This window comes from Nonomuraea sp. NPDC059023, assembly GCF_042740095.1.
GTDB lineage: Bacteria > Actinomycetota > Actinomycetes > Streptosporangiales > Streptosporangiaceae > Nonomuraea.
Genome location: NZ_JBHYIO010000020.1, coordinates 13,573 through 39,355, shown reverse-complemented (window position 1 = coordinate 39,355; position 25,783 = coordinate 13,573). Strand labels below are relative to the sequence as shown.

The window sequence follows — 25,783 nt, the reverse complement described above, 5'->3', positions numbered from 1 at the left end:
CCAAAGGAAACCCAGTCATGCATGTTGACGTGGACACTCCCGCCTGCATCGGCGCCGGCCAGTGCGTCCTGCTCGCGCCTGACGTCTTCGACCAGCGCGACGACGACGGCCTCGTCGTACTCCTGCGGCCACAGCCCGCACCCGAGTTCCAGGCGGCGACCCGCGAGGCGGCCCAGGTCTGCCCGGCCATGGCGATCAGGATCACCGAATGAACCGGATCGTGATCGTCGGCGCCTCCATCGCCGGGCTCACCGCCGCCCAGACACTGCGGCGCGAGGGGTTCGAGGGGCACCTGACCCTGGTGGGCGCCGAACCGCACCTGCCCTACGACCGGCCGCCGCTGTCCAAACAGGTACTCGCGGGCACCTGGGAACCAGAGCGGATCCAGCCTTTCGACACCGGCCACTACGCCGACCTCGGCGTACACCTGCGGCTGGGACGAGCGGCCACCGCCGTGGACCTGCCCGGCAAGGCCGTCGTCCTGGACGACGAGCGCCTCGGCTACGACGGCCTGATCATCGCCACCGGTGTCTGTCCCCGCCGCCCGCCCTGGCCCCACGTGCACGTGCTGCGCACCGTGGACGACGCGGTACGGCTGCGCACCGCCCTGCGGCACCTGCCCCGCCTGGCAGTGATCGGCGCCGGCTTCCTCGGCGCGGAGGTCGCCGCCACCGCCCGTACCCTCGGCTGCGACGTCACGTTGATCGACCCGGCTCCCCAGCCGATGGCCCGCCAGCTCGGTTCCCGGCTCGGCGCCCGCGTCGCCCGCCTGCACCGGGAACACGGTGTCATCGTGCGCACCACCACGAACGTGCGGCGCGTGGCACCGGACGGCGTGGAAACACACGACGGCGGGTTCGTCCAGGCCGACCTCGTCGTCGCGGCCATCGGCTGCACTCCCGCGACCGCGTGGCTGGCCGGCTCCGGGCTCCCGCTCGGCGACGGCATCGAGTGCGACGACCGCGGCCGCGCCGCACCCGCCGTATACGCCGCCGGCGACGTCGCCAGCTGGCACAACCCGGCGTTCGGCACCCGGATGCGGCTCGAACACCGCCTCAACGCCGCCGAACACGCGGCCGCCGTCGCCCGCAACCTGCTCGGCGCCGACCGCCCCTACGCTCCGATCCCCTACTTCTGGAGCGATCAGTTCACGACCAAGATCCAGGCGTACGGGATCCTCCCGGCCGACGCCGAGATCACCCTCGAACACGGAGAACTCACCGGCGACCGGTTCGTCGTCGCCTACCGCCGCCACGGCCACACGGTCGGGCTGCTCGGCTGGAACAGCCCGCGCGAGCTCCGCACCCTGCGCGCCGCCTGGCGACCCATCACCCCTGCGACAAGGAGCATGACATGACGGAGTTTCCCCACGAGCGTCCCGCGGGATGCCCGTTCGATCCCCCCGTGGAGCTGGCCGAGCTGCGTGAGCAGCGGCCGATCACCCGGCTGGCCTTCGCCGACGGTCACCAGGGCTGGCTGGTCACCAGCTACGCCCTGGTCCGGCAGGTGCTCGCCGACCCGCGCTTCTCCTCCCGGTATGAGCTGCAGCATCACCCGCTGGTCCCCGCCGGGACCGGCCCGATGCCGCCCGCGCCGGTCGGGGACCTGTCCGGGATGGACGCCCCCGGGCACACCCGGCTGCGCAAGCTGCTGACCGGTCAGTTCACCGTACGCCGGATGCGGCAGCTCACCGGACGCGTCGAGGAGGTCACCGCGGAGCACCTGGACGCCATGCAACGGCAGGGCCCGCCACTCGACCTGCTCAAGGCCTACGCGCAGCCGATCCCCGCGGTCATGATCTGCGAACTGCTCGGCGTGCCGTACGAGGATCGCGAGAACTTCCGCAGGCACGCGGCCGACGGCATCGCCGCCTCAACCCCAGAGGTCCAGTTCACCGCGTTCGCCGCGCTCGCCGAGTACATCGGCGACCTCGTGACGGCCAAGCGGGCCCATCCGACCGACGACGTGCTCAGCGACCTGACCGGCACCGACCTATCAGATGAGGAGCTCGCCGGCGTCGGAACGCTGCTGCTGGGCGCAGGTCTGGACACCACCGCCAACATGATCGCCCTCGGCACCTTCGCCCTGCTGCGGCATCCCGGCCAGCTCGCCGCGTTGCGCGAGAAGCCGGACCTGGCCGGCCCGGCGGTGGAGGAGCTGATGCGCTACCTGACCATCGCCCACACCGGGATCCGCACGGCGCTGGAGGACGTCGAGGTGGACGGCCACCTGATCAAGGCCGGCGAGACGGTGGTCCTGTCGGCCAACGCCGCCAACCGCGACCCGTCCAGGTTCCCCGACCCCGACACCCTTGACCTGAACCGCAACGCCACCGGGCACCTGGGCTTCGCCCACGGCATCCACCAGTGCATCGGCCAGCAACTGGCCCGCGTCGAACTGCGCGTCGCCCTTCCCGCGCTGGTCACCCGCTTCCCCGATCTACGCCTGGCCGTGGCGCCGGAACAGGTGCCGATGCGCACCGACTCCCATATCTACGGCGTACGCGAACTACCGGTCACCTTCTAGAGAAACCCTGGCCGGCCGCACCTGCTGGACGCCATCCGGGTCAGAGCCGGGTGGCGTCCTGGCCCCGCCAGATCGTCACGTGAACGCGGCGCTCCTTGGTCAGCACGCGCCCGCCCCAGCCCGAGTTGAACTTTGATCAAATCGACGTTACCGTCGTTGAACTAAGTTCAAACCTTGGTGTGAGGAGATCCCCTCGTGTTCGTCGTTGTCGCCCTTCAATTCCTGACGGCCCTGACGTACGTGATCGTTCCGATTGTCGGCCACCGGTACGGCACCGCCGCCCAGCAAGCAGCCGAAACCGAGATCCGGCGCCAGGGCCACGCCCCCGCCCTCCTGGTCAAGCACGGCCTCGACTTCACCGCCGGCACCGCCGGCGTGGTGGTCTCGGTGCTGATCGCCACGGGCCTGGCGGCGCTCGCCGTGCTGAACCTCGGCGGCCGGCCACTGTTCACCTGGATCCTGCAGCCCATCCTGCTGATCGCCGGCGGCTTCGTCACCACCACCCAGGTTTTCGTCGACCGCTACGTGGAGCGTGCCCTCCGCAAGTCCGGCACCACAACCATCGACACCAAGGCCCTGATGGGGGCAGCCAAGGAAACCTTCCCCGACTGGTTCCGGCCCCTGGTCACGACCCGCTTTCTCCTCACGACGGCGGGCTCGCTGGCCATCCTCGTCTCACTGGCGGTTTCCTGACCCGGCAATGGAGGTCTTTGCGGTGGTCGTAGATCGCCATCCAGGATGAGAAACAGGCACCTGGCACGGTTCCACTGACGCGCGCCGGCCGCCGTCGGCGTGTAGCGAGCGAGGGACACGACCGTGGTGTGGCCGGAGGAGGCGAGCGGGTTCAGCTGAACAGGCTGACGATCAGGTCCATGCTGGGCGCGACCGGTGTGAGGCGGTGCCGCGGCGGTTCGACTCCCATGAGGTTGCGGAGGAGGAAGTCCCACTTACGCCGGTTGACGTGGTGTTCGTAGCCGATGAAGAAATGCTCGGCGCCGGGGACGATGAGGAGTTCGACGTCCTTGTCGGCGGCGATGAGGCGTTCGGCGAGCCGGAGCGAGTGGTGGGCGTGGACGACGTCGTCCACGCCGCCGTGGATGAGCAGGAGCTTGCCGTCGAGCCGGTCGGCCAGCTCCACGTTCGATGAACGGGCCCAGGCGGCCGGGTCCAGGCCGTCGTAGGCTTCCGCGAACTGCAGGTGGAACAGGCGGGTGTCGTGGTTGCCCGACTCGGCGACGCCGACCTTGTAGACGTCGGGGAAGGCGAGCATGGCGCGGACGGTGGCGAATCCGCCGCCGGAGTGGCCGGTGACGCCCACGCGGTCGAGGTCCATCCATGGGCGGGTAGTGGCCAGTTGCCGGAGGGCGGCCACGTGGTCGTCGATCCCGCCCGCGGCCGCCTGGTTGCCGTAGGAGGCATCGTGGAAGGCCTTGTCCCGGCCGGGGGTTCCCCGCCCGTCGACGGCGACCACGACGAAGCCGAGCGCGGCCAGAACCTCGGCTTCCTGACCGAGGATCCCCGGGTGGAAGGCGGGCGAGACGCGGGTGGTCTGCGGGCCGGGGTAGACGTGGTCGATGACCGGGTATCGGCGGCCGGGGTCGAAGTCGTGCGGCCGGTAGATGACCCCGTAGACGTCGGTGACGCCGTCGGCGGCGGTGGCCCGGAAGCGTTGCGGAGGGGTCCAGCCGGTCGCGAGCAGCGGGGTGATGTCGGCCCGCTCCAGTTCGACCAGCACCCGGCCGTCCCATCCGCGCACGGTGGTCACCGCGGGCAGCTCGACCGTGGAGGCCGAGTCGATGAAGCAGTCCTTGCCAGGGGCGAGGGTGACGACGTGGTGCAGGCCGTCGTCGGTGATGCGGGCGAAGCCGGTGCCGTCGAGGTTGATCCGGCACACGGAATGGCGGTAGGGGTCCTCGGCGACCAGGCCGGCCGCGGTGAAGTAGAGCACGCCTGCCGGTTCGTCGATGTGCAGGATGCGCTGCACCGCCCAGGCGCCCGAGGTGACCTGCCTGATGGGTGTGCCGGTACGCGCGTCGTACAGGTAAAGGTGGCCCCAGCCGTCGCGCTGGGAGTACCACAACACCTGTGATCCGCCGGACAGGACAGCGATGATCGGCTCCGTCCCCGTCTGGGTCGGTTCGACGCGGGTCGAGCCGCTCTCGCTCAGCACCCTGCGTACTTCCCCGGTCGCCGGGTCGAGCCGGTTCAGGTGCAGGGAACGCAGGTCGCGGGGCTGGCTCAGGTAGTACACGGCCGAGCCGTCTTCGGCCCACCAGGCCCAGCCGGAGGCGATCGGCGACTGCAGCGGCATGGGTTCCGGGGCGGTGCGGGCCTTGACGACGTGGCAGGTCGCCGCGTCGATCACCACCAGCTCCCCCTGCGACATGTGGGCGTCACCGGGGTAGGCGTAGCGCTGGGTGATCGGCCGCGGGACGCCGCCGTCGGCCGGCAGTTCCTCCATGATCTGGGTACGGCGGACCGCGCGCTGGTCGGTGCGGTGCGTCAGCACGCGCGTCGAGTCGGGCGACCAGGCGAGGGCAGGCGGCAGGTAGCCGCGCAACCCCAGCTTGTTCGGCAGCACCGAGGGCGCGAACGGCGTGGCGCCGTACTCCTCATCCTCCCGGCCGTCGGTCGTCAGGGGCCACTCCCGGCCGTCGGCCACCGAGCGCGCCCACAGGTCGTGACCACGCAGGAACGCCACCAGCTTGCCGTCCGGCGAGGGCACTTCGAGGAAACCGGGGCCGTGGACGGTGGCCGGGGCCGCGGGCGTACAGGTGTAGGTGTCCAGGCGGCAGCTCCAGAAGGAGCCGAAGGCGAAGAATCCGACCGCGTCCTGGCTCAACGCGATGGCGGAGAACGGCAGCGCGCCCGGGTTCACCTCCTGCCCGGTGGCGGCCGCCAGCGCGACTGCCAGGCGGTCATGGTCGAAGGCGGGCTCGCGGGATCCGGCGACGGGATCGACGAGAATGAAGCGCCTGCCCTCGCGGGCGTCCACGGTGTACCAGAAGCGGGCGCCGTCCCACTGCGGGTTGATCTTGTCGCCGCGTACCAGGGCCGCTCGGTTGTGCCGGAGCAGGCGCTCGGCCGCTTGGTACCGGGTTGCGTCCATCGTGATCACTCCACACGTCAAGCTTCTAAACGAATCGTTTCGTTTTGCAGGATGGCATCGGCTACCGAGAAGTGTCAAAACGAATCGTTTCGTTTAGGGTGTGGGCATGACGAGACCCCCGAACCCAGACCGCCGCCGGGACGCAAGCCGCAAAGCGACCCTGGCCGCGGCCCTGGAGTTGTGCGTGGAGCGGGGATACGCCGCGGTGACCGTCGACGCCATCGCCACCCGCGCCGGCGTCAGCAAGGCCACCATCTACCGCTGGTGGCCGGCCAAAAGCGCGATCGTCCTGGAAGCGGTCGATGAGGCCGCGCCCATCCCGGAGACGTTCCCCGACACCGGCGACCTGGCCGCCGACCTGCACGCCTGGCTCAGCGGCATCCTCGGCGTCTTCCACGACCCGCGCCTCGGCCCGGCCTACACCGGCGTGCTCGCCGAAAGCCAGCTGGATGCGAACCTCGCCCACCAGCTACGCGAACGGCTGATCAACCACCGAGTCGCTCAGCTCGAGGAACGCGTGACCAAGGCGCGAAAGAACGGCGAGCTCGCCCCCGACGCCGATCTCGAAGTGGCACTGGACATCCTCCACTCACCCATCTACCGAAGGCAGGCGCTGCACTACCCATTGCCCGATGACGCCTACCTGACCAGGCTTATCACGCTCGTCATGCGGGCCATCAGGCCCACGCGCGCCAACTGACCCACACCAGAGCGCAGTGTCGCAGCACGCCCTCCATCATCGCGGCGACCTCGGAGGCGCTGCAGGCCCGCAGCTGGGAGGAGACGCACACCGACTTGCGGTCCACACGCCAGTAGATCATGACGCCGGGGGCCGCCGTAGCGGGCGTGGTACTCGGTCATCAGGTTCGACGGCCACGAGCCGAACTTCTTGGAGTCCGACGCGCACGCGGTGCCGTTGCCCCAGCACATCCGTCCCCACTATTCCAGCCCGCAACGGGCCAGGAGTTCAGCGCCGTTTCGCCCGTGTTCAGCACCTCGGACGACTGAACACGCTGACTGAACACGCTGACTGAACACGCAAGCCGCGCGCCGAAGGCGCGCCCTGTCAAGACGCCCGAGCGCAGCAAGGATTCATTGACCAGGGTGGGATCCAACTGCCCAGCCCGGCAACGGGTGGGGCGCCAGAAGAACACCCGGCCGGAGGGAGGACCTTCAGGGGACGAGCGTCAGCTCGACTGGAGAAACGCCTGGAACCCAGACGCGCGAAGCGCGCCAAGGTGAAAGACCTTGCCTGTGGAGCTATGGGGATTCGAACCCCAGACCTCTTCCATGCCATGGAAGCGCGCTACCAACTGCGCCATAGCCCCTGGTCACCGCTTCGAGTCTGCTCGTTGCGGCGCTCGGAGAGCATATCGGCATCCCGTCGTTTCGCCTAATCGGCCCTCGCCAGCGCCTCCAGGGCGTCCAGCTGCCGCTTCAGGCCGAACTCGAACAGGGTGTCCAGGTCCAGGTCCAAGTGCTGGTCGCGGAGGACTGCGGCCAAGGTCGGGTGGGCGGGCATCAGCCTCCTCAGGGCTGCCTCTCTCGTGGCCATCCACTCGTCGTCGCTCATTCCGGTGTCCTGTACGGCCCGCGCCTCCGGCTCCAGATTGGCCGCCAAGCCTCTGATGAACGCCGCCAGGGACACCGTCACGTGCAACATGGTGTTCGGGTCCAGCCCCAGCCCCGACACGGCCCGCATGATCCACTCGGTGTGAGCCAGCCCGTTGGCCCCCAGGTAAGGCCTGGTCAGCGGGTAGGCGCTGGCCAGCCACGGATGCCTCCGGTGTATGCCCCACTGCAGCCTGAGCGACAGTTCGACCTGCTTCCGCCAGCCGTCCGGTACACGGCCGGGTAGCCGGGCCTCGCCGTACACCTGATCGACCATCTCCTGCACGAGCTCGCCCCTCCCCCGCACGTACCGGTGCAGGGCCATCGTGGGCACCCCCAGCGCCGTCGCCACGCGGCGCATCGACACGGCCGCCAGCCCCTCCTCGTCGGCGAGCTCTATGGCGGCCAGCAGGACCCGCGCCACGGTCAGCTCCCGGGAGCGACCCGGCCCACCGGCGGCTGTCGAGCCCGCCCGCGCAACGGCCGGGCCACCCCGCCCAGGCGAACCGGGAGCCGACCAGGCCACCACGGTCCCCACCCCGGGAACCATCCGTACCAGCCCCTCCTCCCGCAAAGCGGCCAGCACCTTGGATGCGGTGGCCATGGCCACCCCCCACTCACGGGTGATCTGCCGCGTGGACGGAACAAGCTCCCCTTCGCTCAACTCCCCCGAAATAATCCGAACCCGCAACTGCTCCACAATGTCGCGAAAAATCACTGCACTAGGGCACCCTTCGCGCACTCTCCCGGTCAACCGGAGACTACGGCGTACCCCCGAAGCGAAGGAATCCCCATGGACGTGCTCATCTCAGGGGCGGGCATCGCCGGCCCCGCCCTCGCCTACTGGCTCACCGGAGACGGCCACCGCGTCACCGTGGTCGAGCGAGCGCCGGCCCCACGCCCGGGCGGCCAGGCGGTGGACTTCCGCGGCCGCCCCCAGCTGAAGGTCCTGGAGGAAATGGGCCTCCTGCGCCGCATCAGGGCAGCGGCAGAAACCCCCAAACCCATCACCATCCTGAACAGGGCGGGCAACCCGGTCTCCCGCCTCCCCTCGGAAGCCTTCAGCGGCGACGTGGAGATCCTGCGCGGCGACCTGTCCAGAATCCTCCGCGAGGCCGCCCCGGCCGAATACATCTGGGACGACACCATCACAGCCCTGCACGGCACCGACGTCACGTTCGCCAGAACCGCCCCGAGAAGCTACGGCCTGGTGGTGGGCGCCGACGGCCAGAACTCGATGGTCCGCCGCCTGCTGTGGGGCGAGGTTCCGACCCGGCACCTGGGCATGTACGGCGCGATCTTCGGAATGGAGCAAACCTGCCCGGAGCCGGTCATGTACACGGTCCCGGGCCGCTGCGTCACCCTCAACGGCACCAGAGCGGCCATGGACTTCGCCTCCCCCGAGATCGACGTCACCGACGAACGCGCCGCGATCGAGTCGGCCTTCCAATCGGTGGGCTGGAGGGTCCCGGAACTCCTGAAGGCCATGGGCCGGGCGAAGGACTTCTACTTCAGCCAGGCCGTCCAGATCCAGGCGCCCACCTACAGCCAGGGCCGCACGGTCCTGCTGGGCGACGCCGCCCACGCCCCCGGCCCAGGCGGCATGGGCACCGGCCTGGCGGTGGTGGGCGCGTACATCCTGGCAGGTGAGCTGAGGAAGAACCCCCCGGAAAGAGCCTTGGCGGCCTACGAAGCCAGAATGCGCCCCTACGTGGAAATCTGCCAGAAGCAGGCGAGAGGCGCCGACAGATTCCTGGTTCCCGCGAAACGCACCCACATCTGGATGCGCAACCAGGTCTTCCGCCTCGTGCCGCCCAGACTCCTGAACACGAGCAAGGCGGCCGAGGCGATCAGTCTCTAGGTCTCGATGTCGTCACTGTTGATCGGCTCCGGCAGCGTTCCGGCGTTGTGCTCCAGCAGGCGCCAGCCCTTGCGGCCCTCCTCCAGCACCGACCAGCTGCAGTTGCCGAGGCCGCCGAGCGTGTGCCAGAGCTCCTCCGGCAGGCCCAGCAGCTCGCAGATGCCGAGGCGCAGCGCCGCGCCGTGGGAGGCGATGACGAGCAGGCCGTCGTCGTCGAGCTGAGCCGCCCACCGGCGCATCGCGGCGACCACCCGGGCCGCGACCTCGGTGACCGGCTCGCCGTCCGGGGCCTCCCAGGCGATGTACTCCTCGGGCCAGCGGGCCCGGATCTCCTCCCTGGTCAGCCCTTCCCAGGCGCCGCCGCCGCGTTCGCGCAGATCCTTGTCGACGGCGACGTCGAGCTTGACGATCCGCGCGAGCGCCAACGCGGTGTCGTGGGCACGGCTCAGGTCGGAGGAGACGATGAGGCTGGGCTTCAGCGAGGCCAGCAGCGACGCCGCCCTCGCGGCCTGGGCCTGGCCGGTCTCGTCGAGTGCGATGTCGGTGTGGCCCTGGAAGCGGTGCTCGACGTTCCAGAGGGTCTGGCCGTGCCTCAGGCAGACGATGCGTCTACTCAAGAGCGGGCCCGCTGGATGTTGGCGTGGGTCACGCTCTCCGGCAGGCCGATCGCCGGGCAGTCCTTCCACAGGCGCTCCAGCGCGTAGAAGGTGCGGTCCTCCTCGTGCTGGACGTGCACGACGAGGTCGATGTAGTCGAGGAGCACCCAGCGCCCCTCGCGCTCACCTTCGCGGCGTACCGGCTTGATGTCGGCCTCGATGCGCAGCCTGTCTTCGATCTCGTCGACGATGGCGCGGACCTGGCGGTCGTTGGTGGCGGAGCAGAGCAGGAAGGCGTCGGTGATGACGAGCTGCTCGCTCACGTCGTAGGCGAGGATGTCATCGGCCAGCTTGTCGGCCGCGGCCTCCGCGGCGATCTTGACGAGCTGGACGGCTCTGTCGGATGCGGTCACGATGCGGGTCAGTCCTCCTCTATCGGTTACCTATGAGATTACCCTTCCTCGGTGTAGGCCCTCGACTGCAGAGTGAACATCTCGGCGTAGATGCCAGAACGTTCCATGAGTGAGACGTGGGTCCCCTCCTCCACCACTTTCCCGTGCTCGAGCACATAGATGCGGTCCGCCCAGCGCACGCTCGCCAGCCGGTGGGTGATCATCAGCACGGTCCGCTGCACGGCGTGGCGCCGGATGCTCTCGAAGATCGCGTGCTCCGACCGCGCGTCGAGGGAGGCGGTGGGCTCGTCGCAGATGAGCAGCGGCGCGTCGCGGTACAGTCCGCGCGCGACCGCGATGCGCTGCCACTGCCCGCCCGACAGCTCGGTCCCGCCCTTGTAGCTGGGGTCGAGCATGGTCTCCAGCCCGTACGGCAGGCGCTCCACGACCGCGTCCGCCCCCGAGGCGGTCAGCGCGGCGTCCAGCGACTCGCGCGAGTCGTGCCGCCCGATCGCGATGTTCTGCCCGGCGGTCAGCGGCCAGTGGGTGAAATCCTGGGCGATGACCGCGATCCGCTCGCGTAGCGCGGACCGGTCGATCCGGCGCTCGTCGACGCCGCCCCAGGTGACGGTTCCCGCGTCGGGCAGGTAGAGCCCGCCGATGATCTTGGCCAGCGTGGTCTTGCCCGAGCCGTTCTCCCCGACCAGCGCGACGATCTCACCGGGCTCGATCCTGATGGAGACCCCGGCCAGCGCGGGCGTGTCGGCGGCCGGGTAGGTGAAGTCGATGCCCTCGACGCGAACGCGGTCGGGGTCGGCGGGCGGGGCCGTACTGCCGCAGACCTCCGCGCGGGCTTCGGCGTCGGCGCAGAAGTGGACGTAGTCCTCGTAGAACAGGCCCGCCTCGTAGGCCCGGTTGACGCCGTGGAGCGCCTGCGAGGTGGCGCTGCCCGCGCGCTGGATGGCCAGTACGGCGGTCGCCGCCACGGCCAGGTGCACCTGCCCGGTCCACAACAGCAGGCCGAGCGCCCCGTACACGAGCCCGGTGGCCAACCCGCCGAACAGGCTGCCCCAGATCCCGGCGACCTGCTGGCGGCGTACGGCGCGCAGCTCGTAGCGGGTGACCCACCGGTAGATGCGGGCGAACTCGGCCAGCAGGTACGAGCGCATCGTGTAGGAGCGGATCTCGGCGGCGGCGGGCCGCTCGGTCATGAGGTCCTGCAGCGTGCCCTGCCTGCGCCTGGCGGCGGCGATCCCGGCGGTGACCTGGTAGTTGACCCGGGCGACGCGGACCGATGCCCACGTGCTTGGCACCGCCGAGAGCAGGATGAGCGGCAGCAGTACCGGATGGAGGACTCCCAAGGCGCCCGAGACCGCCGCGAGGCCGATGAAGCCCGAAAGCGTGGACATCACCGCCCACAACAACATCGACGGCCCGCGCACCGCCGTCATCGAGGTGCGCTGCACCTGGTCATGGAAGACCGGGTCGTCGAAGGCGACCAGCTCCACGCCGGTGGTCAGCCTGACCATCCGGTTGTGGACGGTCTGCATGAGCAGCGGATCGAGCCGGTCCCGCGCCCACTGACCGGCCTCACGGAAGGCGGCGCGCAGCACCGCCGCGCCGACCACCGCCACGATGCCCGGCACCGCGGCGACCAGCCGCTCCGGCGTGGGCACGGCGGAGAACAACTGCATGAGCACGTCCGTCGTGGCCAGCAGGCCGATCGCGGTGAAGACCTCCGACACGAGCGTGGAGCCCATCATGACGACGGTGTCCGCCCGGCTGGTACGCCAGCTGAGCACCAGCACGTCGCGGATCAGCGCGGGCAGCCGCCGCAGCATGGTGAACAGCCCTGACGCGGTGACCTCCGCGTCGTGCGCCCACCAGGCTTCCTCTTTCAGCTCCAGTCCGTCGAGGGAATCGTCAGCCATAACCCCATGATCGCCATAAATGGAGCTATCCCGCGCTATAGAGGTTTCGCTTGCCGATGTACTGCACGATCCCGTCCGGCACCAGGTACCAGATCGGCTCGCCCTTCTCCACGCGCTGCCTGCACTCCGAGGAGGAGATCGCCAGCGCCGGGATCTCCAGCAACGTCACCTTGCCCGCGGGCAGCCCCGGGTCGTGCAGCGTGTGCCCCGGCCGCGTACAGCCGACGAAGTGCGCGAGGTCGAACAGCTCGTCGGCGTCCTGCCAGCCGAGGATCGCCTCAAGCGCGTCGGCGCCGGTGATGAAGAACAGGTCGGAGTCCGGCCCGTAGATCTCCGAGATGTCACGCAGGGTGTCGATAGTGTAGGTCGGCCCCGGCCGATCCACGTCCACCCGCGAGACCGAAAAGCGGGGGTTCGACGCCGTCGCGATGACCGTCATGAGATAGCGGTCCTCGGGCGCGCTCACCTCGCGCGTGGACTTCTGGTACGGCCGGCCCGTAGGCACGAACACCACCTCGTCGAGGTCGAAATGGTGGGCCACCTCGCTCGCGGCGACCAGGTGGCCGTGGTGGATGGGATCGAACGTCCCGCCCATCACCCCCACACGGCGCTTCCCCTGCACCATGGGCGCATTCATCATGATTGGGACCTTACGCGCCAGCCGTACACCGCCTCATAGCCACCCCCTTACCAAGGAACCGCGCATCACTCCCGCAGCCGACGTAGCATGCCGGGCATGACGACCACCCCGGATCGCAACCGCATCCAACTACCCGGCATCTCGTCTCGTGCCTACGAACACCCCGCAGACCGGTCCGCTCTGGTCGCTCTGCGTAAGCTGAGTGGGTTCGACACCGTTCTCAAGCAGATGTCCGGCCTCGTAAGCGAGCGGCGGCTCCGCCTCATGTACCTCGCCTCGGCCGTTCGGGTGAGCGAGACCCAGTTCCGCTCCCTGCACGACATGGGGCGCGACGCGGCGTACATCCTGGATCTGCACCGCATCCCCGAGATCTACGTGCAGCAGGACCCCGCCGTCAACGCCAAGGCCATCGGCTTCGACGACCCGTTCATCGTCGTGACGACCGGCCTGCTCAACCTCATGAACGAGGAGGAGCAGCGCTTCGTCATCGGCCACGAGACCTCGCACATCCTGTCGGGCCACGCGGTCTACCGCACCATGCTCGACATCCTCACCACGCTCGCCACGCGCGTGGCCTGGATCCCGCTCGGCTACATCGGCCTGCGCGCGATCGTCGCGGGGCTCGAGGAGTGGTACCGCAAGTCGGAGCTGTCCTCCGACCGCGGCGGCCTGCTCACCGGCCAGAACCCCGACGCCGCCAAGCGCGCGCTGATGAAGCTCGCCGGCGGCGACTACACCCACGAGATGAACATCGAGGCCTTCCTCGCCCAGTACCAGGAGTACGACACCGCGGGCGACCTGCGCGACGGCTTCCTGAAGGTGCTCAACCTGCTCGGCACCACCCACCCGTTCGCCGTGGTGCGCGTGGCCGAACTGGACAAGTGGCAGCGCAGCGGCGAGTACGACCGCATCATCGGCGGCGACTACCCGCGCCGCGAGGACGACGCCGACGCCCGCGTCACCGACGAGATCAAGGCCGCGGCGGAGTCCTACCGCCGTTCCTGGTCAGAGTCCCAGGACCCGTTCATCGGCGTCCTGCGCGACGTCGCCGAGGGCGCCGTCAACGCCGGAGAGCGCATCTTCAACCGCTTCTCCCGCAGGGACAACTGAATCAAAGGGCTTTTCCTCCCTTACGGCGCAGCCACCCTCACGCCACCCGCCGCCGCCGGCGGGCGCCGATCGTGGGGGTCGCTTCTCACGTCGGACGGGGTACCCGCCGTCACGGCGATTCGTGCACCGTGACAGAGGTACCCCGCCGCATCTCAAAGCAGCAGTTCGATCGCTTTGACCGCGGCCGCGCACAACGCCACGAACCCGCCCAGCACCGCCAGGGCGCGTAGGCCTTCCCTGCGCAGGTTCGGCAGCCGGGCGCCGATCCGCTCGATCTCGCGCCCGGTGATCCCGCCGCACAACACCCCGAACACCACGGCCGCGACCGTCACCGGCGCCGCCTGCTGCCACCAGTCGGAGGCGATCTCGCCACCGCCGGTCACCCAGAGCGCGCCCCCGGCCGCGACGGCGACCGGGGCGCCCGGCCACACCACCGCGGTGACGGCCGACCCGGCCAGCGCGAACGGGAACAGCACCGTCCGCAGCAGTACCCGGATCCGCTTGCCGGCCCGGTTCCGTACCATCCAGTGGCTCATCCACAACGTCCTGGTCAGCACCACGAGCGCCGTCGTGATCCCGATCGAGGCGATCGGATAGACCACCGACACCACCACGCACGGCACCGCCAGCACCGCGAGCAGCAGCAGCGCGGTGTTGCCGGCGGGCAGCGTGGTCGCCTCCCGGCCGCGCGTGCGCCGCTCGCCGGTCTTCGCCCGGACCCGCGGCACCGGCGTCTTGGGGTTGTCACCGGTCTTGGCCCGGGTACGCGGCGGCGCCTCCTCCTTGGACCGCGCCCGGACCAGCTCCTCCTTGGCCCGCCCGCGCGCGAGATCCTCCTTGGAGGTGCGGCCCCGATCCTCCTTCGGCGCCCGGCTCCGCACGGCCTCGTCCTTGACCGCCCGGCCCCGCGCCGGCTCGTCCTTGGCCGCCCGTGCCCGCGCCGCCTCGTCCTTGGCGGCGCGGCCGCGCGGCACCGGTGTGCCGGGGTCGTCCTTGCCGCGCCCCCTGGGCACCGGCGTGTTCGGCTCGTCCTTGCCCCTGCCCCGCGGCTGCCGCGTACGCGGTGGCGGCGTCGCGACGTCCTCGCCCACCCGCCCGCGCGCGGCCTCCTCCTTGGCCTTGGCCCGCACCCGTCCCCTGGGCGGCGGCACCTCCGGCGTGATCTTGCGCCCGTCCTCCCGCTCGACCGGCGGCGCGTCCGCGGCGGTCGCCCGCGCCAGGCGGGAGAGCCGGTCGGTCAGCAGCGCGGCGGTCGGCCGCTTGGCGGGCTCGCGATGCAACGCCGCCCGCACCAGCGGCAGCAACTCCACCGGCACGCCCTTGAGATCGGCCTGCCCGTTCAGCACCGCGTACATCTGCGCCTCGGCCGTCCCCCGCCCGAACGTCGGCCGCCCGGTCGCCGCGAACGCCACCGTCGCCGCCCACGCGTGCACGTCCGCAGGCGACTCGACCTGCTCGTCGGCGAAGATCTCGGGCGCGGTGTAGCCGGGCGTACCGAGGAAGGTGCCGGTCATGGTCAGCCGCGTCGCGTCGAGCACCTGCGCGATGCCGAAGTCGATGAGCACCGGCCCGCGCTCGCTCATGAGGATGTTGGCCGGCTTGAGATCGCGGTGGATCACCCCGGCCGCGTGCGTGATCGCCAGCGCGGTGGCTATGCCGTGCGCCAGCTCGACCAGGCCGCCCACGTCGAGGGGGCCGCTCCGCCGTACCAGCTCAAGGAGGGTCGCGCCCTCGATGTGCTCCATCACGAGGTACGGCCGCGCGCAGTCGAGATCGGCGTCGAACACCTTGGCCACATAGGGGCTCTCGACCCGGCGCAGCGCACGCACCTCACGTTCCAGGCGAATGCGGGCGGACTCATCCTCGACCAGATCCCGGAGAACCTTGATCGCGACCCGTTCGCCACGGCGGGTGCCGGCGAGGTACACCTCACCCATGCCGCCCCTGCCGAGCCGTTCGAGAAGGGTGTACGGCCCGACCTTGCCGAGCTTGCTCACCGTCCCTCCCCGCTCGGCGCACCCATAAGGGGCACAACCCTAGCGGGGTGTGCCCCGATAGCGCCCGAGGCGCGCCGTACGTTTATCGCTTGGTCTTGTCGCGGAAGCTCCTGCCGCGGAAGCTCCTGCCGCGGAAGCTCTCGTCGCGGAAGCTCTCGTCACCGAAGATGTCGTCGAGTTCCGTCCGTTGCTCCTTCGACAGGTCCCTGCGCCCCTTGCGGCGCCAGTTGACGTGCCCGCGGCTCTCCAGCCACAGCAGCAGCCGGTCGGCGCCGAACAGCACGGCACCGGCGAAGACCAGGGCGATCACAATCTCCATGCGCCCCAGTCAAGTCAACGTCACTCTCAGTTGCCACCTTGACACGCTGAGATAACCGTGCCTTCTGACGTGCGCAGATGTCCTTCGCCCGTGTAAATCCACTTAGTTGACGTCAATTCCGGCAGCCCCATCGGGCCGCGCGCGTGCAGCTTCTGGGTGGAGATCCCGATCTCGGCGCCGAACCCGAACTCGCCCCCGTCGGTGAACCTGGTCGAGGCGTTGACCGCCACGGCCGCCGAGTCGACGAGCGCCACGAACCGGCGGGCCGCCCGCTGCGACCGGGTGACGATCGCGTCGGTGTGGCCGGAGCCGTACTTCCTGATGTGCGCCACCGCGTCCTCCAGCGAGCCGACGACGGCGGCGGCGATGTCCAGCGAGAGGTACTCGGCGTAGAAGTCGTCCTCGGTCGCGGCCACCACGCCGGGATGGGCGGCCACCCGCTCGTCTCCGTGGACGGTCACGCCCTCCTCCGCCAGCCGTGCCAGCGCCTTGGGCAGGAACTCCGCCGCCACGTCGGCGTGCACGAGGAACGTCTCGGCCGCGTTGCAGACCGACGGCCGCTGCGCCTTGGAGTTGACCAGGATGTCGAGCGCCAGGTCCAGATCGGCCTCGGCGTCGACATACACGTGGCAGTTGCCGACCCCGGTCTCGATCACCGGCACCGTCGACTCCTCGACCACCGAGTTGATCAGGGACGCGCCGCCCCGCGGGATCAGCACGTCGACCAGCCCGCGCGCCCGCATGAGCTCCTTGACCGACTCGCGTGTCTGGCCCGGGACCAGCTGCACCGCGCCCGACGGCACCTCGGTGGCCTCCAGCGCCTCCTGCATGATCCGCACCAGCGCCGTGTTGGAGTCATAAGCGCTCGACGAGCCGCGCAGCAGTACGGCGTTGCCGCTCTTGAGGCAGAGCGCGGCGGCGTCCACGGTCACGTTGGGACGGCCCTCGTAGATGATGCCGATCACGCCCAGCGGCACCCGGACCTGGCGCAGTTCGAGTCCGTTGGGCAGCGTGCTGCCGCGCAGCACCTCGCCGACCGGATCGGGCAGGTCGGCCACCTGCCGGACGGCCTCGGCGATGGCCTCCACCCGCTTCACGTCCAGCCGCAGCCGGTCGATCATCGCCTCGGAGGTGCCCTGCTCGCGGGCCCGCTCCACGTCCTTGGCATTGGCCTCGACGATCTGCGCGGCCTGCTCGGCCAGCGCGTCGGCGATCGCGCGCAACGCCCGGTCCTTCGGCGCCCGCGGCAGCGGGGCCAGCTCGGCGGCGGCCTCTCGTGCCGCATGGGCCACCTTCAGGAACTCATCGGACATCGCACGCTCCATTCGCTACTGGTGAGCCTCCAGTATGACGATGTCGTCGCGGTGAATCAGCTCGCGTTCATATTCCGGACCGAGCTCGCTGCCCAGCTCCCGCGTCGAACGCCCCAGCAGCCCGGGAATCTCCACGGCGTCGAAGTTCACCAGCCCCCGGGCCACCACCCGCCCGCGCGGCCCGCACAGGTCGACCGGATCACCCGCGGAGAAGTCGCCCTCCACGGAGGTCACGCCCGCGGGCAGCAGCGACTTGCGCCGCGTGACGATCGCCTCGACGGCGCCGTCGTCCAGGTGCAGCCGCCCGCGACCGGTCGTGGCGTGGGCCAGCCACAGCAGCCGGGTGCCGGGATGCCGTCCGCCCGGGTGAAAGTACGTGCCCACGTCGGCCCCGGCCAGCGCCTGCGCGGCGTGGGCGGCGGCGGTCAGCACGACGGGAATCCCCGCCCCGGTCGCGATCTTGGCGGCCTGAACCTTGGTGATCATCCCGCCGGTCCCGACGGCCGCGCCGTTCCTGCCCAGTTCGACGCCCACCAGATCCTCCGGCCCGCGGACCTCCGCCAGCCGCCGCGAACCCGCCCGGCTCGGCGGCCCGTCATAGAGCGCGTCCACATCGGACAGCAGCACCAGCGCGTCCGCCCTGGTCAGATGGGCCACGAGGGCGGCCAGCCGGTCGTTGTCCCCGAACCGGATCTCGTCGGTGGCCACGGTGTCGTTCTCGTTGACCACCGGCATGATGCCCAGCTCCAGCAGGCGGTTCAGGGTGCGCTGGGCGTTGACGTGGTGAGAGCGCCGCATCATGTCATCGGCGGTCAGCAGCACCTGCCCCACCCGCAACCCATAACGCGCGAAAGACGAGGTGTAGCGAGCCACCAGCACTCCTTGCCCCACGGACGCGGCGGCCTGCTGGGTGGCGAGATCCCGCGGTCGTACGGCCAGCCCGAGCGGCCCGAGCCCGGCGGCGATGGCCCCCGACGACACCAGCACGATCTGCGCCCCGACCCCACGCCGCGCGGCCAGGACGTCAACGAGCGCGTCGACCCGGTCGACGTCGATGGTGCCTTGGGGGGTGGTCAGCGACGAAGAGCCGACCTTGACGACGACTTTGGACGCGGAACTGATCCGATCTCGCACCCAACGACCCTATCCGAGCCACCCAACTCGCCGCCCGCCAGTACCAACCACCCCAGCAACAGAACAGGCAGCCCGACCAACAGCCCCCAACCCCCTGCCACCCGGCAGACCACCCGCCCGGCCACCCACCGGCCTGGTCGCCCCAGGCCTACCCGGCTTGTCCTGGCAAGTCCTGGCATGGAACACCCCGACGCCACACGGTCTACCGACCCACCGGTCAAATGACCCACTGGCCCGCCCATCGGCCCCTTGCCCCTTGCCACTGGCCACTGGCCACTGGCCACTGGCCACTGGCCACTGGCCGCTGGCCCCTTGCCACTGGCCGCTGGCCCCTTGCCACTGGCCACTGGCCGCTGGCCGCTGGCCGCTGGCCAAGCATCGCCTCCGACGGGCGACAGCCGCCCGGCAAGCGGGCCGGCTCTGCGGGTGGTAGCCCTACGGGCAACCGGGCTCGTCGCGCGGGCGGCAGCCCCCGTCGGCCGGGTTACCGGGGCTTGTTGCGGTGGGTGCCACGTCCGGCTGTCGGGCGCCGCCCCGACACCCCGGCCCGCGTCGGCGGGCGGGGGTGGGGGCGGCTTGCCGTAACGGATAGAAAGAGCCCGTAACGGATAGAAAGCGCCCGCAACGGATAGAAAGCGCCCGCAACGGACGGAAAGAGCCGGACAGAAGGATCACTCAGGCGAAGCGGGAATCTGACCCACGGGGCCCCTGGCGGGCGGATTCCGCGGAAAGGGTCGGCTGCCAGTCGAAGATGTAGCCGCCCTCCATGGAGCCGATGATCACCTCGGCGCCCGTGACCGCTCCCGCCTTGGCCAGGGCTTCCTCGACGCCGAGCCGCTCCAGGCGGTCGGCCAGGTAGCCGACGGCCTCGTCGTTGGTGAAGTCGGTCTGGCGGATCCAGCGCTCCGGCTTCTCGCCGGTGACCTGGAACTGGTTCTCGCTGACCTTACGCACGCTGAACCCGGTCTCGCCGAGCTGCTTGGGCCGGATGACCAGCCGGGTGGGCTCCTCGACCGGCTTCTGGGCGCGGGCCGCGGCGACCCACTCGCCCATCGCGAACGTCAGCTCGCGCAGGCCGTCATGTGTGGCCGCCGAGATGACGAAGACGCGCAAGCCCTTGGCTTCGAACTCGGCGCGTACCATCTCGGCCAGTTCGCGCGCGTCAGGCACGTCGGCCTTGTTGAGGACGACCATGCGGGGCCGGTCCTCCAGCTTGCCGTAGGCAGCCAGTTCGGCCTCGATGACCTCGTAGTCGGTGATCGGGTCGCGTCCCGGCTCAAGGGTGGCGCAGTCGATGACGTGGACGAGCATGTCGCACCGCTCCACGTGCCGCAAGAACTCGTGCCCAAGCCCCTTGCCCTGCGAGGCCCCAGGAATGAGCCCAGGTACGTCGGCGACGGTGAAGATGTTCTCCCCCGCCGTGACCACGCCGAGGTTGGGGATCAGCGTCGTGAACGGATAGTCCGCGATCTTGGGCCGGGCGGCGGACAACGCCGCGATCAGCGACGACTTCCCCGCGCTGGGGAACCCGACAAGCGCCACATCCGCGACACTCTTGAGCTCCAGCATCACGTCCAGCCCGTCACCGGGCTCCCCGAGCAGCGCGAACCCGGGCGCCTTCCGCTTGGTGCTGGCCAGCGCCGCGTTCCCAAGCCCGCCATGCCCGCCCTCGGCGATCACGTACCGGGTCCCGGCCCCCACCAGGTCGACCAGCACCTCACCGGTGTCGGCGTCCTTGACCACGGTCCCGTTGGGCACCGTGAGCACCACGTCACCGCCGTTGGCCCCGTCCCGGTTGGACCCCTGCCCCTGCTTGCCGTTGTCCGCCTTGCGATGCGGCCGACGGTGATATTCGAGCAGGGTGGCGGTGTTGGGATCGACCTCCAGGATCACATCCCCACCCCGCCCGCCGTTGCCCCCGTCGGGGCCGCCGAGCGGCTTGAACTTCTCCCGGTGGATGGAGGCGCAGCCGTTCCCTCCGTCACCGGCCCTGACATGCAGAACCACCTGGTCCACGAAGTCCGGCATTACCGCCCCTTACTCCCACGTGCTCCCGAACGGAACACAAGTCCATCTTCCCAGCTCAATCCCACACCCAGCCCGCCCAGCACCAGACAGACCAACCCCTCATCACCCTGAAAGCGGCACAACCCGAGAGGCCCAACCCAAAACCCACAACGCCCAGCCACACCCTTACGACGCGAAACCCCCACCCCGGCACTTGAGACGCAAGGGCCAACAGCCCCTTAGGGACCGGTCGCACCAGACGCCGTGGCACCCGGTGCCGCGGCATCCAGCGCCGTGCCATTGGGTCCGTGACTGCGAGCGCCTTGGCATCCGGTGCCGTGGCTGCGGGTGCTTGTCCGGCGCCGCGCGGCGAGGGGCCGTGCGGCGGAACCCGGCGCCGCAGGTACGGCGCTCAGCCGAGCCACGGTACCCGCCCAACACACCGCCGTTACGGCGGGCACCACGTCCGACGTGAGAAGCGATCCCCACGATCGGCGCGAGCCCACGACGGCGGGTGGCGGAGGGCTGGCCTGCCGTAACCCCAAAGCCCGAAGACCAAAAGCCCGAAGACCAAAGCACCCAAACCAACAGCACCGCAGCCAAAAAAACCCAAACACCCAACAGCTCCAGAGGAACAAAACCCCCTGGAACGCCTAAAGGGGCGGGTCAAGTGACCCACCCCTTAGGAACGTCAGTCGGCGTTGATTTACTCCGCGACCGGAACGATGCTCACCGCGCGACGCCCGCGCTTGCGCCCGAACTGCACATGCCCCGCAGCCAGCGCGAACAGCGTGTCATCGCCCCCACGCCCGACGTTGTCGCCAGGGTGGAAGTGGGTGCCGCGCTGGCGGACGATGATCTCGCCCGCGTTGACCAGCTGGCCGCCGAACCGCTTGACGCCGAGCCGCTGTGCGTTGGAGTCACGGCCGTTCCGGGTGGACGACGCGCCCTTCTTGTGTGCCATCTCGCAAAACTCCCGTGACTCAGGCCTGGTTGATGCCGGTGATCTTCACCTGGGTGTACCGCTGACGGTGACCCTGGCGCTTCTTGTAACCGGTCTTGTTCTTGTACTTGAGGATGCGGATCTTGGGACCCTTGGTCTCGCCGAGAATCTCGGCGCTCACCAGGAACTTGCCCGCCTCCGTGGTCACATCGCCGTCGTTGACGACGAGCACCGTCGGCAGCGAAACCGAAGAGCCGACCTCGCCGGCGACCTTGTCCACCTCGAGGACGTCACCGACGGAGACCTTCTGCTGCCTGCCGCCGCAACGAACGATCGCGTACACCGCGGAACCCTTCTACTGTCTGCTTGTGGTCACCGATCACATCGGCCACCACCGAATGCTGCGCCCAGCACTCGGAACCTGTCGGGAAAACCGACGATCCGAGAGGCGCGCGAACAGGGCGCGCCGCTGGACGCACCGATTGACTAGGGTACCGGATGAGCGGTGCCCTGGTCGAACCGGACGGATCGACGGACTGTCAACCGAGGAGCGCTCCCTGGCGGGAGCGCCTGGCTACTCGGCCGACTTGGCTCGGCGGGAGCGTCGCCGCCCCCTGCCAGAAGTCTGGTTCGCCTGGTCATCCTCGGATGGGACGTCGTCAAGCGCACCGGTCACAGTATCACGGTTCCCGGCTCCGGAAGCCGCGGAGACCTTGTCCGCGACGGCCTTCTCGACCGCCATCTTGCCCTGCGTGCCCCGCGGCTCCGGCTTGGACTCGACCGGCTCCGTGGAGACGATCAGGCCGCGGCCGTTGCAGCAGTCACACGGCGTCGAGAACGCCTCCAGCAGCCCCTGGCCGACCCGCTTACGCGTCATCTGGACCAGACCCAGCGAGGTGACCTCGGCCACCTGGTGCTTGGTACGGTCGCGGGCCAGGCACTCCAGCAGCCGGCGCAGCACCAGGTCGCGGTTGGACTCCAGCACCATGTCGATGAAGTCGATCACGATGATGCCGCCGATGTCGCGCAGCCGTAGCTGGCGCACGATCTCCTCGGCCGCCTCCAGGTTGTTCCTGGTGACCGTCTCCTCCAGGTTGCCGCCCTGGCCGGTGAACTTGCCGGTGTTGACGTCGACGACGGTCATCGCCTCGGTGCGGTCGATGACCAGGGAGCCGCCGCTGGGCAGCCACACCTTGCGCTCCAGCGCCTTGCCGAGCTGCTCGTCGATCCGGTAGGACTCGAAGACGTCGGTCTCCTCCTCCCACCGGTTCAGGCGGTCGGCCAGGTGCGGAGCGACGTACTTGACGTACTCGTCGACCGTCTCCCACGCCTCCTCGCCCTGGACCACGAGCGAGGTGAAGTCCTCGTTGAAGACGTCGCGCACGACGCGGATCGTCAGGTCGGGCTCGGCCGACAGCAGCTCCGGCGGGCTCGCGGACTTGGCCTTCTTCTGGATGGCCTCCCACTGCGCCGACAGCCGGGACACGTCGCGGGCGAGCTCGTCCTCCGAGGCGCCTTCGGCGGCCGTGCGCACGATGACGCCGGCGTTCTCCGGCATGACCTTCTTGAGGATGCTCTTGAGCCGCGTGCGCTCCTTGTCGGGCAGCTTGCGGCTGATGCCGGTCATCGAACCGTCCGGGACGTACACGAGGTAACGGCCGGGAAGGCTGATCTGCGACGTCAGCCGGGCGCCCTTGTGACCGATCGGGTCCTTGGTGACCTGCACCAGCACCGACTGGCCGGACTTCAGCGCCGCCTCGATGCGCTTGGGCTGGCCCTCCAGCCCGGCGGTGTCGAAGTTGACCTCGCCGGCGTACAGGACGGCGTTGCGGCCCTTGCCGATGTCGACGAAGGCCGCCTCCATCGACGGCAGCACGTTCTGGACCTTGCCCAGGTAGACGTTGCCGACGTAGGACTGGCTGGCCTCGCGGTTGACGTAGTGCTCGACCAGGATGCCGTCTTCCAGCACGGCGATCTGGGTGCGGTCGCCCTGGCGGCGCACCACCATCATCCGGTCGACGGACTCGCGCCTGGCGAGGAACTCGGACTCGGTGATGATCGGCGGGCGCCGGCGGCCGAGCTCGCGGCCCTCGCGGCGGCGCTGCTTCTTGGCCTCGAGGCGGGTGGAGCCGCGCACGCTCTGCACGCCGTCGCTGGAGGTGTCGAGCGCGGCGGCCCGTCCGGAGCGCGGCGCGCGGATGCGCACCACGGTGTTCGGCGGGTCGTCGCTGGCCGCCTCGGGCTGCTCGTCGGAGCCGCGGCGGCGGCGCCGGCGACGGCGGCGCGAGCTGGAGGCCTCCTCTTCCTGGGAGTCGTCCTCGCCCTGCTCCTCGTCGTCGTCCTGCTCGTCGTCGGAGTCGTCGGCGTCGTCACGCTCGCGGGACTTGCCCCGTCCGCGGCCGCCACGACGGCGCCGGCGGCGGCGCCCGCCGCTCTCGTCCTCGTTGTCGGCATCGCCGTCGGTGTCGGTGTCGAGCTCCGCGTCGGTGTCGGTGTCGGCGCTCTCCTCGACCACCTCGGCCACGACGGGCTCAGGCTCGGGACGGCGGGGCGCCACCGGCTGCGCCTGACTCGGGTCGGGCGCCTGGAACAGCGGGGCGAAGATCGCCGCCGGCCGTTCGAAGGACGCGCCGCCCTGCTCCATGCGCCGCGCGGTCAGCCCGAACGGGTCGGCCAGCAGGTTGGGCTGGTCCTCGTCGAGGTCCTCGCCGGCGGGCTCGTCGTCGAGCGGCTCGACCTCGGGCAGCTCGTCCAGCACCTCGGCCGCGGTCTCGACGACGGGCGCGGCCTCTGCCACGACCGTCTCGACCGCGGTCTCGACCGGGCTCTCCGGCTCCTCCTCGGCCTTCTTGCGCGTACGCCGCGTCCGCTTGACCGGTGCGGCGGCCTCCTCCTCGACCGGCTCGGCCTTGGCCTTGGCAGTGCGCCGCGTCCGCTTGACCGGCGCCTCCTCCGCGGGAGCGCTCCCGAGGGCGGCAGCCGTACTCGCGGGAAGATCCTCGACCTCGGGCGGCGGACCGGCGGCACGGCGCGAAACCCGCTTGGGCTTCTCGTCCGCGGCCGGCTCCTCGCCTTCCTCGGCCTTCTTGGTACGGCGGCGCGTCGTCGTCGCCGTGGACCGGCTCCTGGCAGCCCGCTTGGGCGGCTCGACGGCCTCGGCCACGGCCTCCTCGGCCGGGCTGGTCACCTGACCGGCGGGCACCGTCAGCACGGATGGCGCGGCCTCCTCCGGCAGTTCCGGAGGCGGCCCGGCCGGCCGGGCGGCCCGGCGCGGCTTGGTTGTGGGCTGATCTTCAGTTGTCTCCCCGTCGGGGCCGTTGGCCCCGCCGTTGGGCTCGTTCTCGAGCATGCGGGCGCTCTCCCGTCAGCTCCCGGGCGCGTCGCCGCGCCGCGCAGGAGCCCTCGTGTCTCGTTGTCCGCCCCCGCCCCGTATGGGGTGTTGGCGCCAAGTCCTGTCAGCGGATACGCCTGGCGGGCCGCCAGGCGGTTCCTATCCGGCGGCGTGCTCGCCCGCCGGTCCCGCTTCGCCGCCGCGCGTGATGTCGCGGTCAAGGTCGAACGGGTCGGCAGGCCCACCGGACGCGTCCAGCGGCCCCTGCGCCAGCCTGGTTACCTCGGGGGGAACCGGCGGCGCGAAGTCGGCCACAAGGCGCAATCCTGTGAGCACGTCGTCGGGTCGAACGGCAGGAGTCACGTGCCGAACAACCATGCGCAGTATGACACACGACTGTCCGGGCACCTGAGCTGCGGTTCTCTCCGTTCCCTCGGAGATCTCAAGCATCCGCACCGCCTCCCGCGCGTCGAAGCGGCGGGGGCCTTTCTTCGTGAGGCGCTCAACCTCGACGGTGCCGGCGGCGAGGAACTTCTCCACCGCCACGCCGGCCAGCTCGCGATCCGCGCCGGGCAACCGCAGCTCCCACGTGGAGACCTCCAGGCGATCGGCCAGGCCACCGGAGCGCGCTTCGACCACTTCGAGCACGTCGAGACCGGGTGGCAGGGAAGCGTCCAGGTCGGCGCGGATCCGTCCGGGATCACACGGCTCCGTGACACCGATCTCAAGGTATTCGGCCTCGCTGGCGACGCCGGTCGGCGCCGCGCCCGCGTAGGAGATCTTGGGGTGGGGCGAGAAGCCCGCGCTGAAGGCAACCGGAATACCGGCACGGCGGACCGCCCTCTCGACGGCCCGCGAGATGTCGCGGTGGCTGGTGAAGCGCAGGCGGCCGCGCTTGGCGTAGCGGACGCGAAGCCGCTGCACCGTGGGCGCGGGCGGTGGCCCGTCGGGAACAGGTTTCAG

General features: G+C 70.2%; 22 protein-coding genes, 1 tRNA gene and 1 pseudogene. 7 read left to right on the top strand and 17 right to left on the bottom strand.

Annotated elements, in window-relative coordinates; all coding sequences use genetic code 11:
- The first annotated feature begins 17 nt into the window (after nucleotides 1-17).
- From ACFWYW_RS30835 to ACFWYW_RS30820, 4 genes are all read left to right on the top strand, one after another.
- On the top strand, nucleotides 18-212 hold the full coding sequence (locus tag ACFWYW_RS30835) for a ferredoxin (RefSeq protein WP_379619213.1): 195 nt from the start codon (nucleotides 18-20) through the stop codon (nucleotides 210-212).
- Nucleotides 209-1,357 carry an NAD(P)/FAD-dependent oxidoreductase gene (locus tag ACFWYW_RS30830; protein WP_379619210.1) on the top strand — a complete coding sequence of 383 codons (1,149 nt, stop codon included), beginning with the start codon at nucleotides 209-211 and terminating at the stop codon, nucleotides 1,355-1,357. The genes ACFWYW_RS30835 and ACFWYW_RS30830 overlap by 4 nt, the downstream gene beginning before the upstream one ends.
- The gene (locus ACFWYW_RS30825) at nucleotides 1,354-2,526 is read left to right on the top strand and encodes a cytochrome P450 (RefSeq protein WP_379619208.1); all 1,173 of its coding nucleotides are present in this window, start codon (nucleotides 1,354-1,356) and stop codon (nucleotides 2,524-2,526) included. Before ACFWYW_RS30830 ends, ACFWYW_RS30825 begins: the two co-directional genes overlap by 4 nt.
- 195 nt (nucleotides 2,527-2,721) lie before the next feature.
- Nucleotides 2,722-3,219 (top strand): hypothetical protein, encoded by a 498-nt coding sequence (locus tag ACFWYW_RS30820; RefSeq protein ID WP_379619206.1) that lies wholly within the window; start codon nucleotides 2,722-2,724, stop codon nucleotides 3,217-3,219.
- A 151-nt stretch (nucleotides 3,220-3,370) separates the two neighbouring features.
- Here ACFWYW_RS30820 and ACFWYW_RS30815 read toward each other — a convergent pair whose 3' ends face one another.
- A complete protein-coding gene (locus tag ACFWYW_RS30815) occupies nucleotides 3,371-5,635 on the bottom strand; it encodes a DPP IV N-terminal domain-containing protein (RefSeq protein WP_379641119.1) in 2,265 nt (754 codons plus the stop codon).
- Nucleotides 5,636-5,741: 106 nt separating this feature from the next.
- Between ACFWYW_RS30815 and ACFWYW_RS30810 the strand changes: the two genes are divergently transcribed.
- A complete protein-coding gene (locus tag ACFWYW_RS30810) occupies nucleotides 5,742-6,335 on the top strand; it encodes a TetR/AcrR family transcriptional regulator (RefSeq protein WP_379619202.1) in 594 nt (197 codons plus the stop codon).
- A 13-nt stretch (nucleotides 6,336-6,348) separates the two neighbouring features.
- Here ACFWYW_RS30810 and ACFWYW_RS30805 read toward each other — a convergent pair.
- The 3 genes and pseudogenes from ACFWYW_RS30805 to ACFWYW_RS30795 form a co-directional block, all read right to left on the bottom strand.
- Nucleotides 6,349-6,559: pseudogene (locus ACFWYW_RS30805) on the bottom strand (Tn3 family transposase); the annotation flags it as partial.
- 331 nt (nucleotides 6,560-6,890) lie between these two features.
- Nucleotides 6,891-6,963: transfer RNA gene (locus ACFWYW_RS30800), tRNA-Ala, on the bottom strand.
- A 65-nt stretch (nucleotides 6,964-7,028) separates the two neighbouring features.
- A complete protein-coding gene (locus tag ACFWYW_RS30795) occupies nucleotides 7,029-7,946 on the bottom strand; it encodes a TetR/AcrR family transcriptional regulator C-terminal domain-containing protein (RefSeq protein ID WP_379619400.1) in 918 nt (305 codons plus the stop codon).
- Nucleotides 7,947-8,039: 93 nt separating this feature from the next.
- Here ACFWYW_RS30795 and ACFWYW_RS30790 point away from each other — a divergent pair, with 93 nt between their 5' ends.
- Nucleotides 8,040-9,107 (top strand): FAD-dependent monooxygenase, encoded by a 1,068-nt coding sequence (locus tag ACFWYW_RS30790; RefSeq protein WP_379619200.1) that lies wholly within the window; start codon nucleotides 8,040-8,042, stop codon nucleotides 9,105-9,107.
- On the opposite strand, the gene ACFWYW_RS30785 is transcribed toward ACFWYW_RS30790, so the two are convergent.
- The 4 genes from ACFWYW_RS30785 to nadD are packed head-to-tail and all read right to left on the bottom strand — an operon-like array spanning nucleotide 9,104 to nucleotide 12,666.
- Nucleotides 9,104-9,724 (bottom strand): histidine phosphatase family protein, encoded by a 621-nt coding sequence (locus ACFWYW_RS30785; protein ID WP_379619198.1) that lies wholly within the window; start codon nucleotides 9,722-9,724, stop codon nucleotides 9,104-9,106. The genes ACFWYW_RS30790 and ACFWYW_RS30785 overlap by 4 nt on opposite strands.
- Entirely contained in the window at nucleotides 9,721-10,116 is a 396-nt protein-coding gene (gene rsfS, locus ACFWYW_RS30780; RefSeq protein ID WP_184973159.1) for a ribosome silencing factor, read from the bottom strand. Before rsfS ends, ACFWYW_RS30785 begins: the two co-directional genes overlap by 4 nt.
- A 38-nt stretch (nucleotides 10,117-10,154) precedes the next feature.
- Nucleotides 10,155-12,026: an ABC transporter ATP-binding protein gene (locus ACFWYW_RS30775; RefSeq protein ID WP_379619195.1), complete on the bottom strand. Its 1,872-nt coding sequence runs from the start codon at nucleotides 12,024-12,026 to the stop codon at nucleotides 10,155-10,157.
- Between the two features lie 25 nt (nucleotides 12,027-12,051).
- Nucleotides 12,052-12,666 carry a nicotinate-nucleotide adenylyltransferase gene (gene nadD, locus ACFWYW_RS30770; protein ID WP_379619193.1) on the bottom strand — a complete coding sequence of 205 codons (615 nt, stop codon included), beginning with the start codon at nucleotides 12,664-12,666 and terminating at the stop codon, nucleotides 12,052-12,054.
- 87 nt (nucleotides 12,667-12,753) lie between these two features.
- On the opposite strand from nadD, the gene ACFWYW_RS30765 reads away from it, so the two are divergent.
- Nucleotides 12,754-13,776 carry a M48 family metallopeptidase gene (locus ACFWYW_RS30765; RefSeq protein WP_379619191.1) on the top strand — a complete coding sequence of 341 codons (1,023 nt, stop codon included), beginning with the start codon at nucleotides 12,754-12,756 and terminating at the stop codon, nucleotides 13,774-13,776.
- 152 nt (nucleotides 13,777-13,928) lie between these two features.
- Here ACFWYW_RS30765 and ACFWYW_RS30760 read toward each other — a convergent pair whose 3' ends face one another.
- The 9 genes from ACFWYW_RS30760 to ACFWYW_RS30720 all read right to left on the bottom strand — a co-directional run bounded on the left by ACFWYW_RS30760 (nucleotide 13,929) and on the right by ACFWYW_RS30720 (nucleotide 25,744).
- The gene (locus tag ACFWYW_RS30760; RefSeq protein WP_379619189.1) at nucleotides 13,929-15,773 is read right to left on the bottom strand and encodes a protein kinase; all 1,845 of its coding nucleotides are present in this window, start codon (nucleotides 15,771-15,773) and stop codon (nucleotides 13,929-13,931) included.
- An 82-nt stretch (nucleotides 15,774-15,855) separates the two neighbouring features.
- Nucleotides 15,856-16,092 (bottom strand): hypothetical protein, encoded by a 237-nt coding sequence (locus tag ACFWYW_RS30755; protein ID WP_379619187.1) that lies wholly within the window; start codon nucleotides 16,090-16,092, stop codon nucleotides 15,856-15,858.
- 26 nt (nucleotides 16,093-16,118) lie between these two features.
- Nucleotides 16,119-17,405, bottom strand: coding sequence for a glutamate-5-semialdehyde dehydrogenase (locus tag ACFWYW_RS30750; RefSeq protein WP_379619185.1), 1,287 nt, complete (start codon nucleotides 17,403-17,405; stop codon nucleotides 16,119-16,121).
- 15 nt (nucleotides 17,406-17,420) lie between these two features.
- On the bottom strand, nucleotides 17,421-18,539 hold the full coding sequence (proB, locus tag ACFWYW_RS30745; protein WP_379619183.1) for a glutamate 5-kinase: 1,119 nt from the start codon (nucleotides 18,537-18,539) through the stop codon (nucleotides 17,421-17,423).
- Nucleotides 18,540-19,214: 675 nt separating this feature from the next.
- Nucleotides 19,215-20,567, bottom strand: coding sequence for a GTPase ObgE (gene obgE / locus ACFWYW_RS30740; RefSeq protein WP_379619181.1), 1,353 nt, complete (start codon nucleotides 20,565-20,567; stop codon nucleotides 19,215-19,217).
- Between the two features lie 685 nt (nucleotides 20,568-21,252).
- Nucleotides 21,253-21,510: a 50S ribosomal protein L27 gene (gene rpmA, locus ACFWYW_RS30735; RefSeq protein ID WP_184973142.1), complete on the bottom strand. Its 258-nt coding sequence runs from the start codon at nucleotides 21,508-21,510 to the stop codon at nucleotides 21,253-21,255.
- Nucleotides 21,511-21,529: 19 nt separating this feature from the next.
- Nucleotides 21,530-21,832: a 50S ribosomal protein L21 gene (rplU, locus tag ACFWYW_RS30730; protein WP_183647442.1), complete on the bottom strand. Its 303-nt coding sequence runs from the start codon at nucleotides 21,830-21,832 to the stop codon at nucleotides 21,530-21,532.
- A 231-nt stretch (nucleotides 21,833-22,063) separates the two neighbouring features.
- Entirely contained in the window at nucleotides 22,064-24,838 is a 2,775-nt protein-coding gene (locus ACFWYW_RS30725) for an Rne/Rng family ribonuclease (RefSeq protein WP_379619178.1), read from the bottom strand.
- Between the two features lie 141 nt (nucleotides 24,839-24,979).
- Nucleotides 24,980-25,744, bottom strand: coding sequence for a TIGR03936 family radical SAM-associated protein (locus ACFWYW_RS30720; protein ID WP_379619176.1), 765 nt, complete (start codon nucleotides 25,742-25,744; stop codon nucleotides 24,980-24,982).
- Between the last annotated feature and the right edge of the window lie 39 nt (nucleotides 25,745-25,783).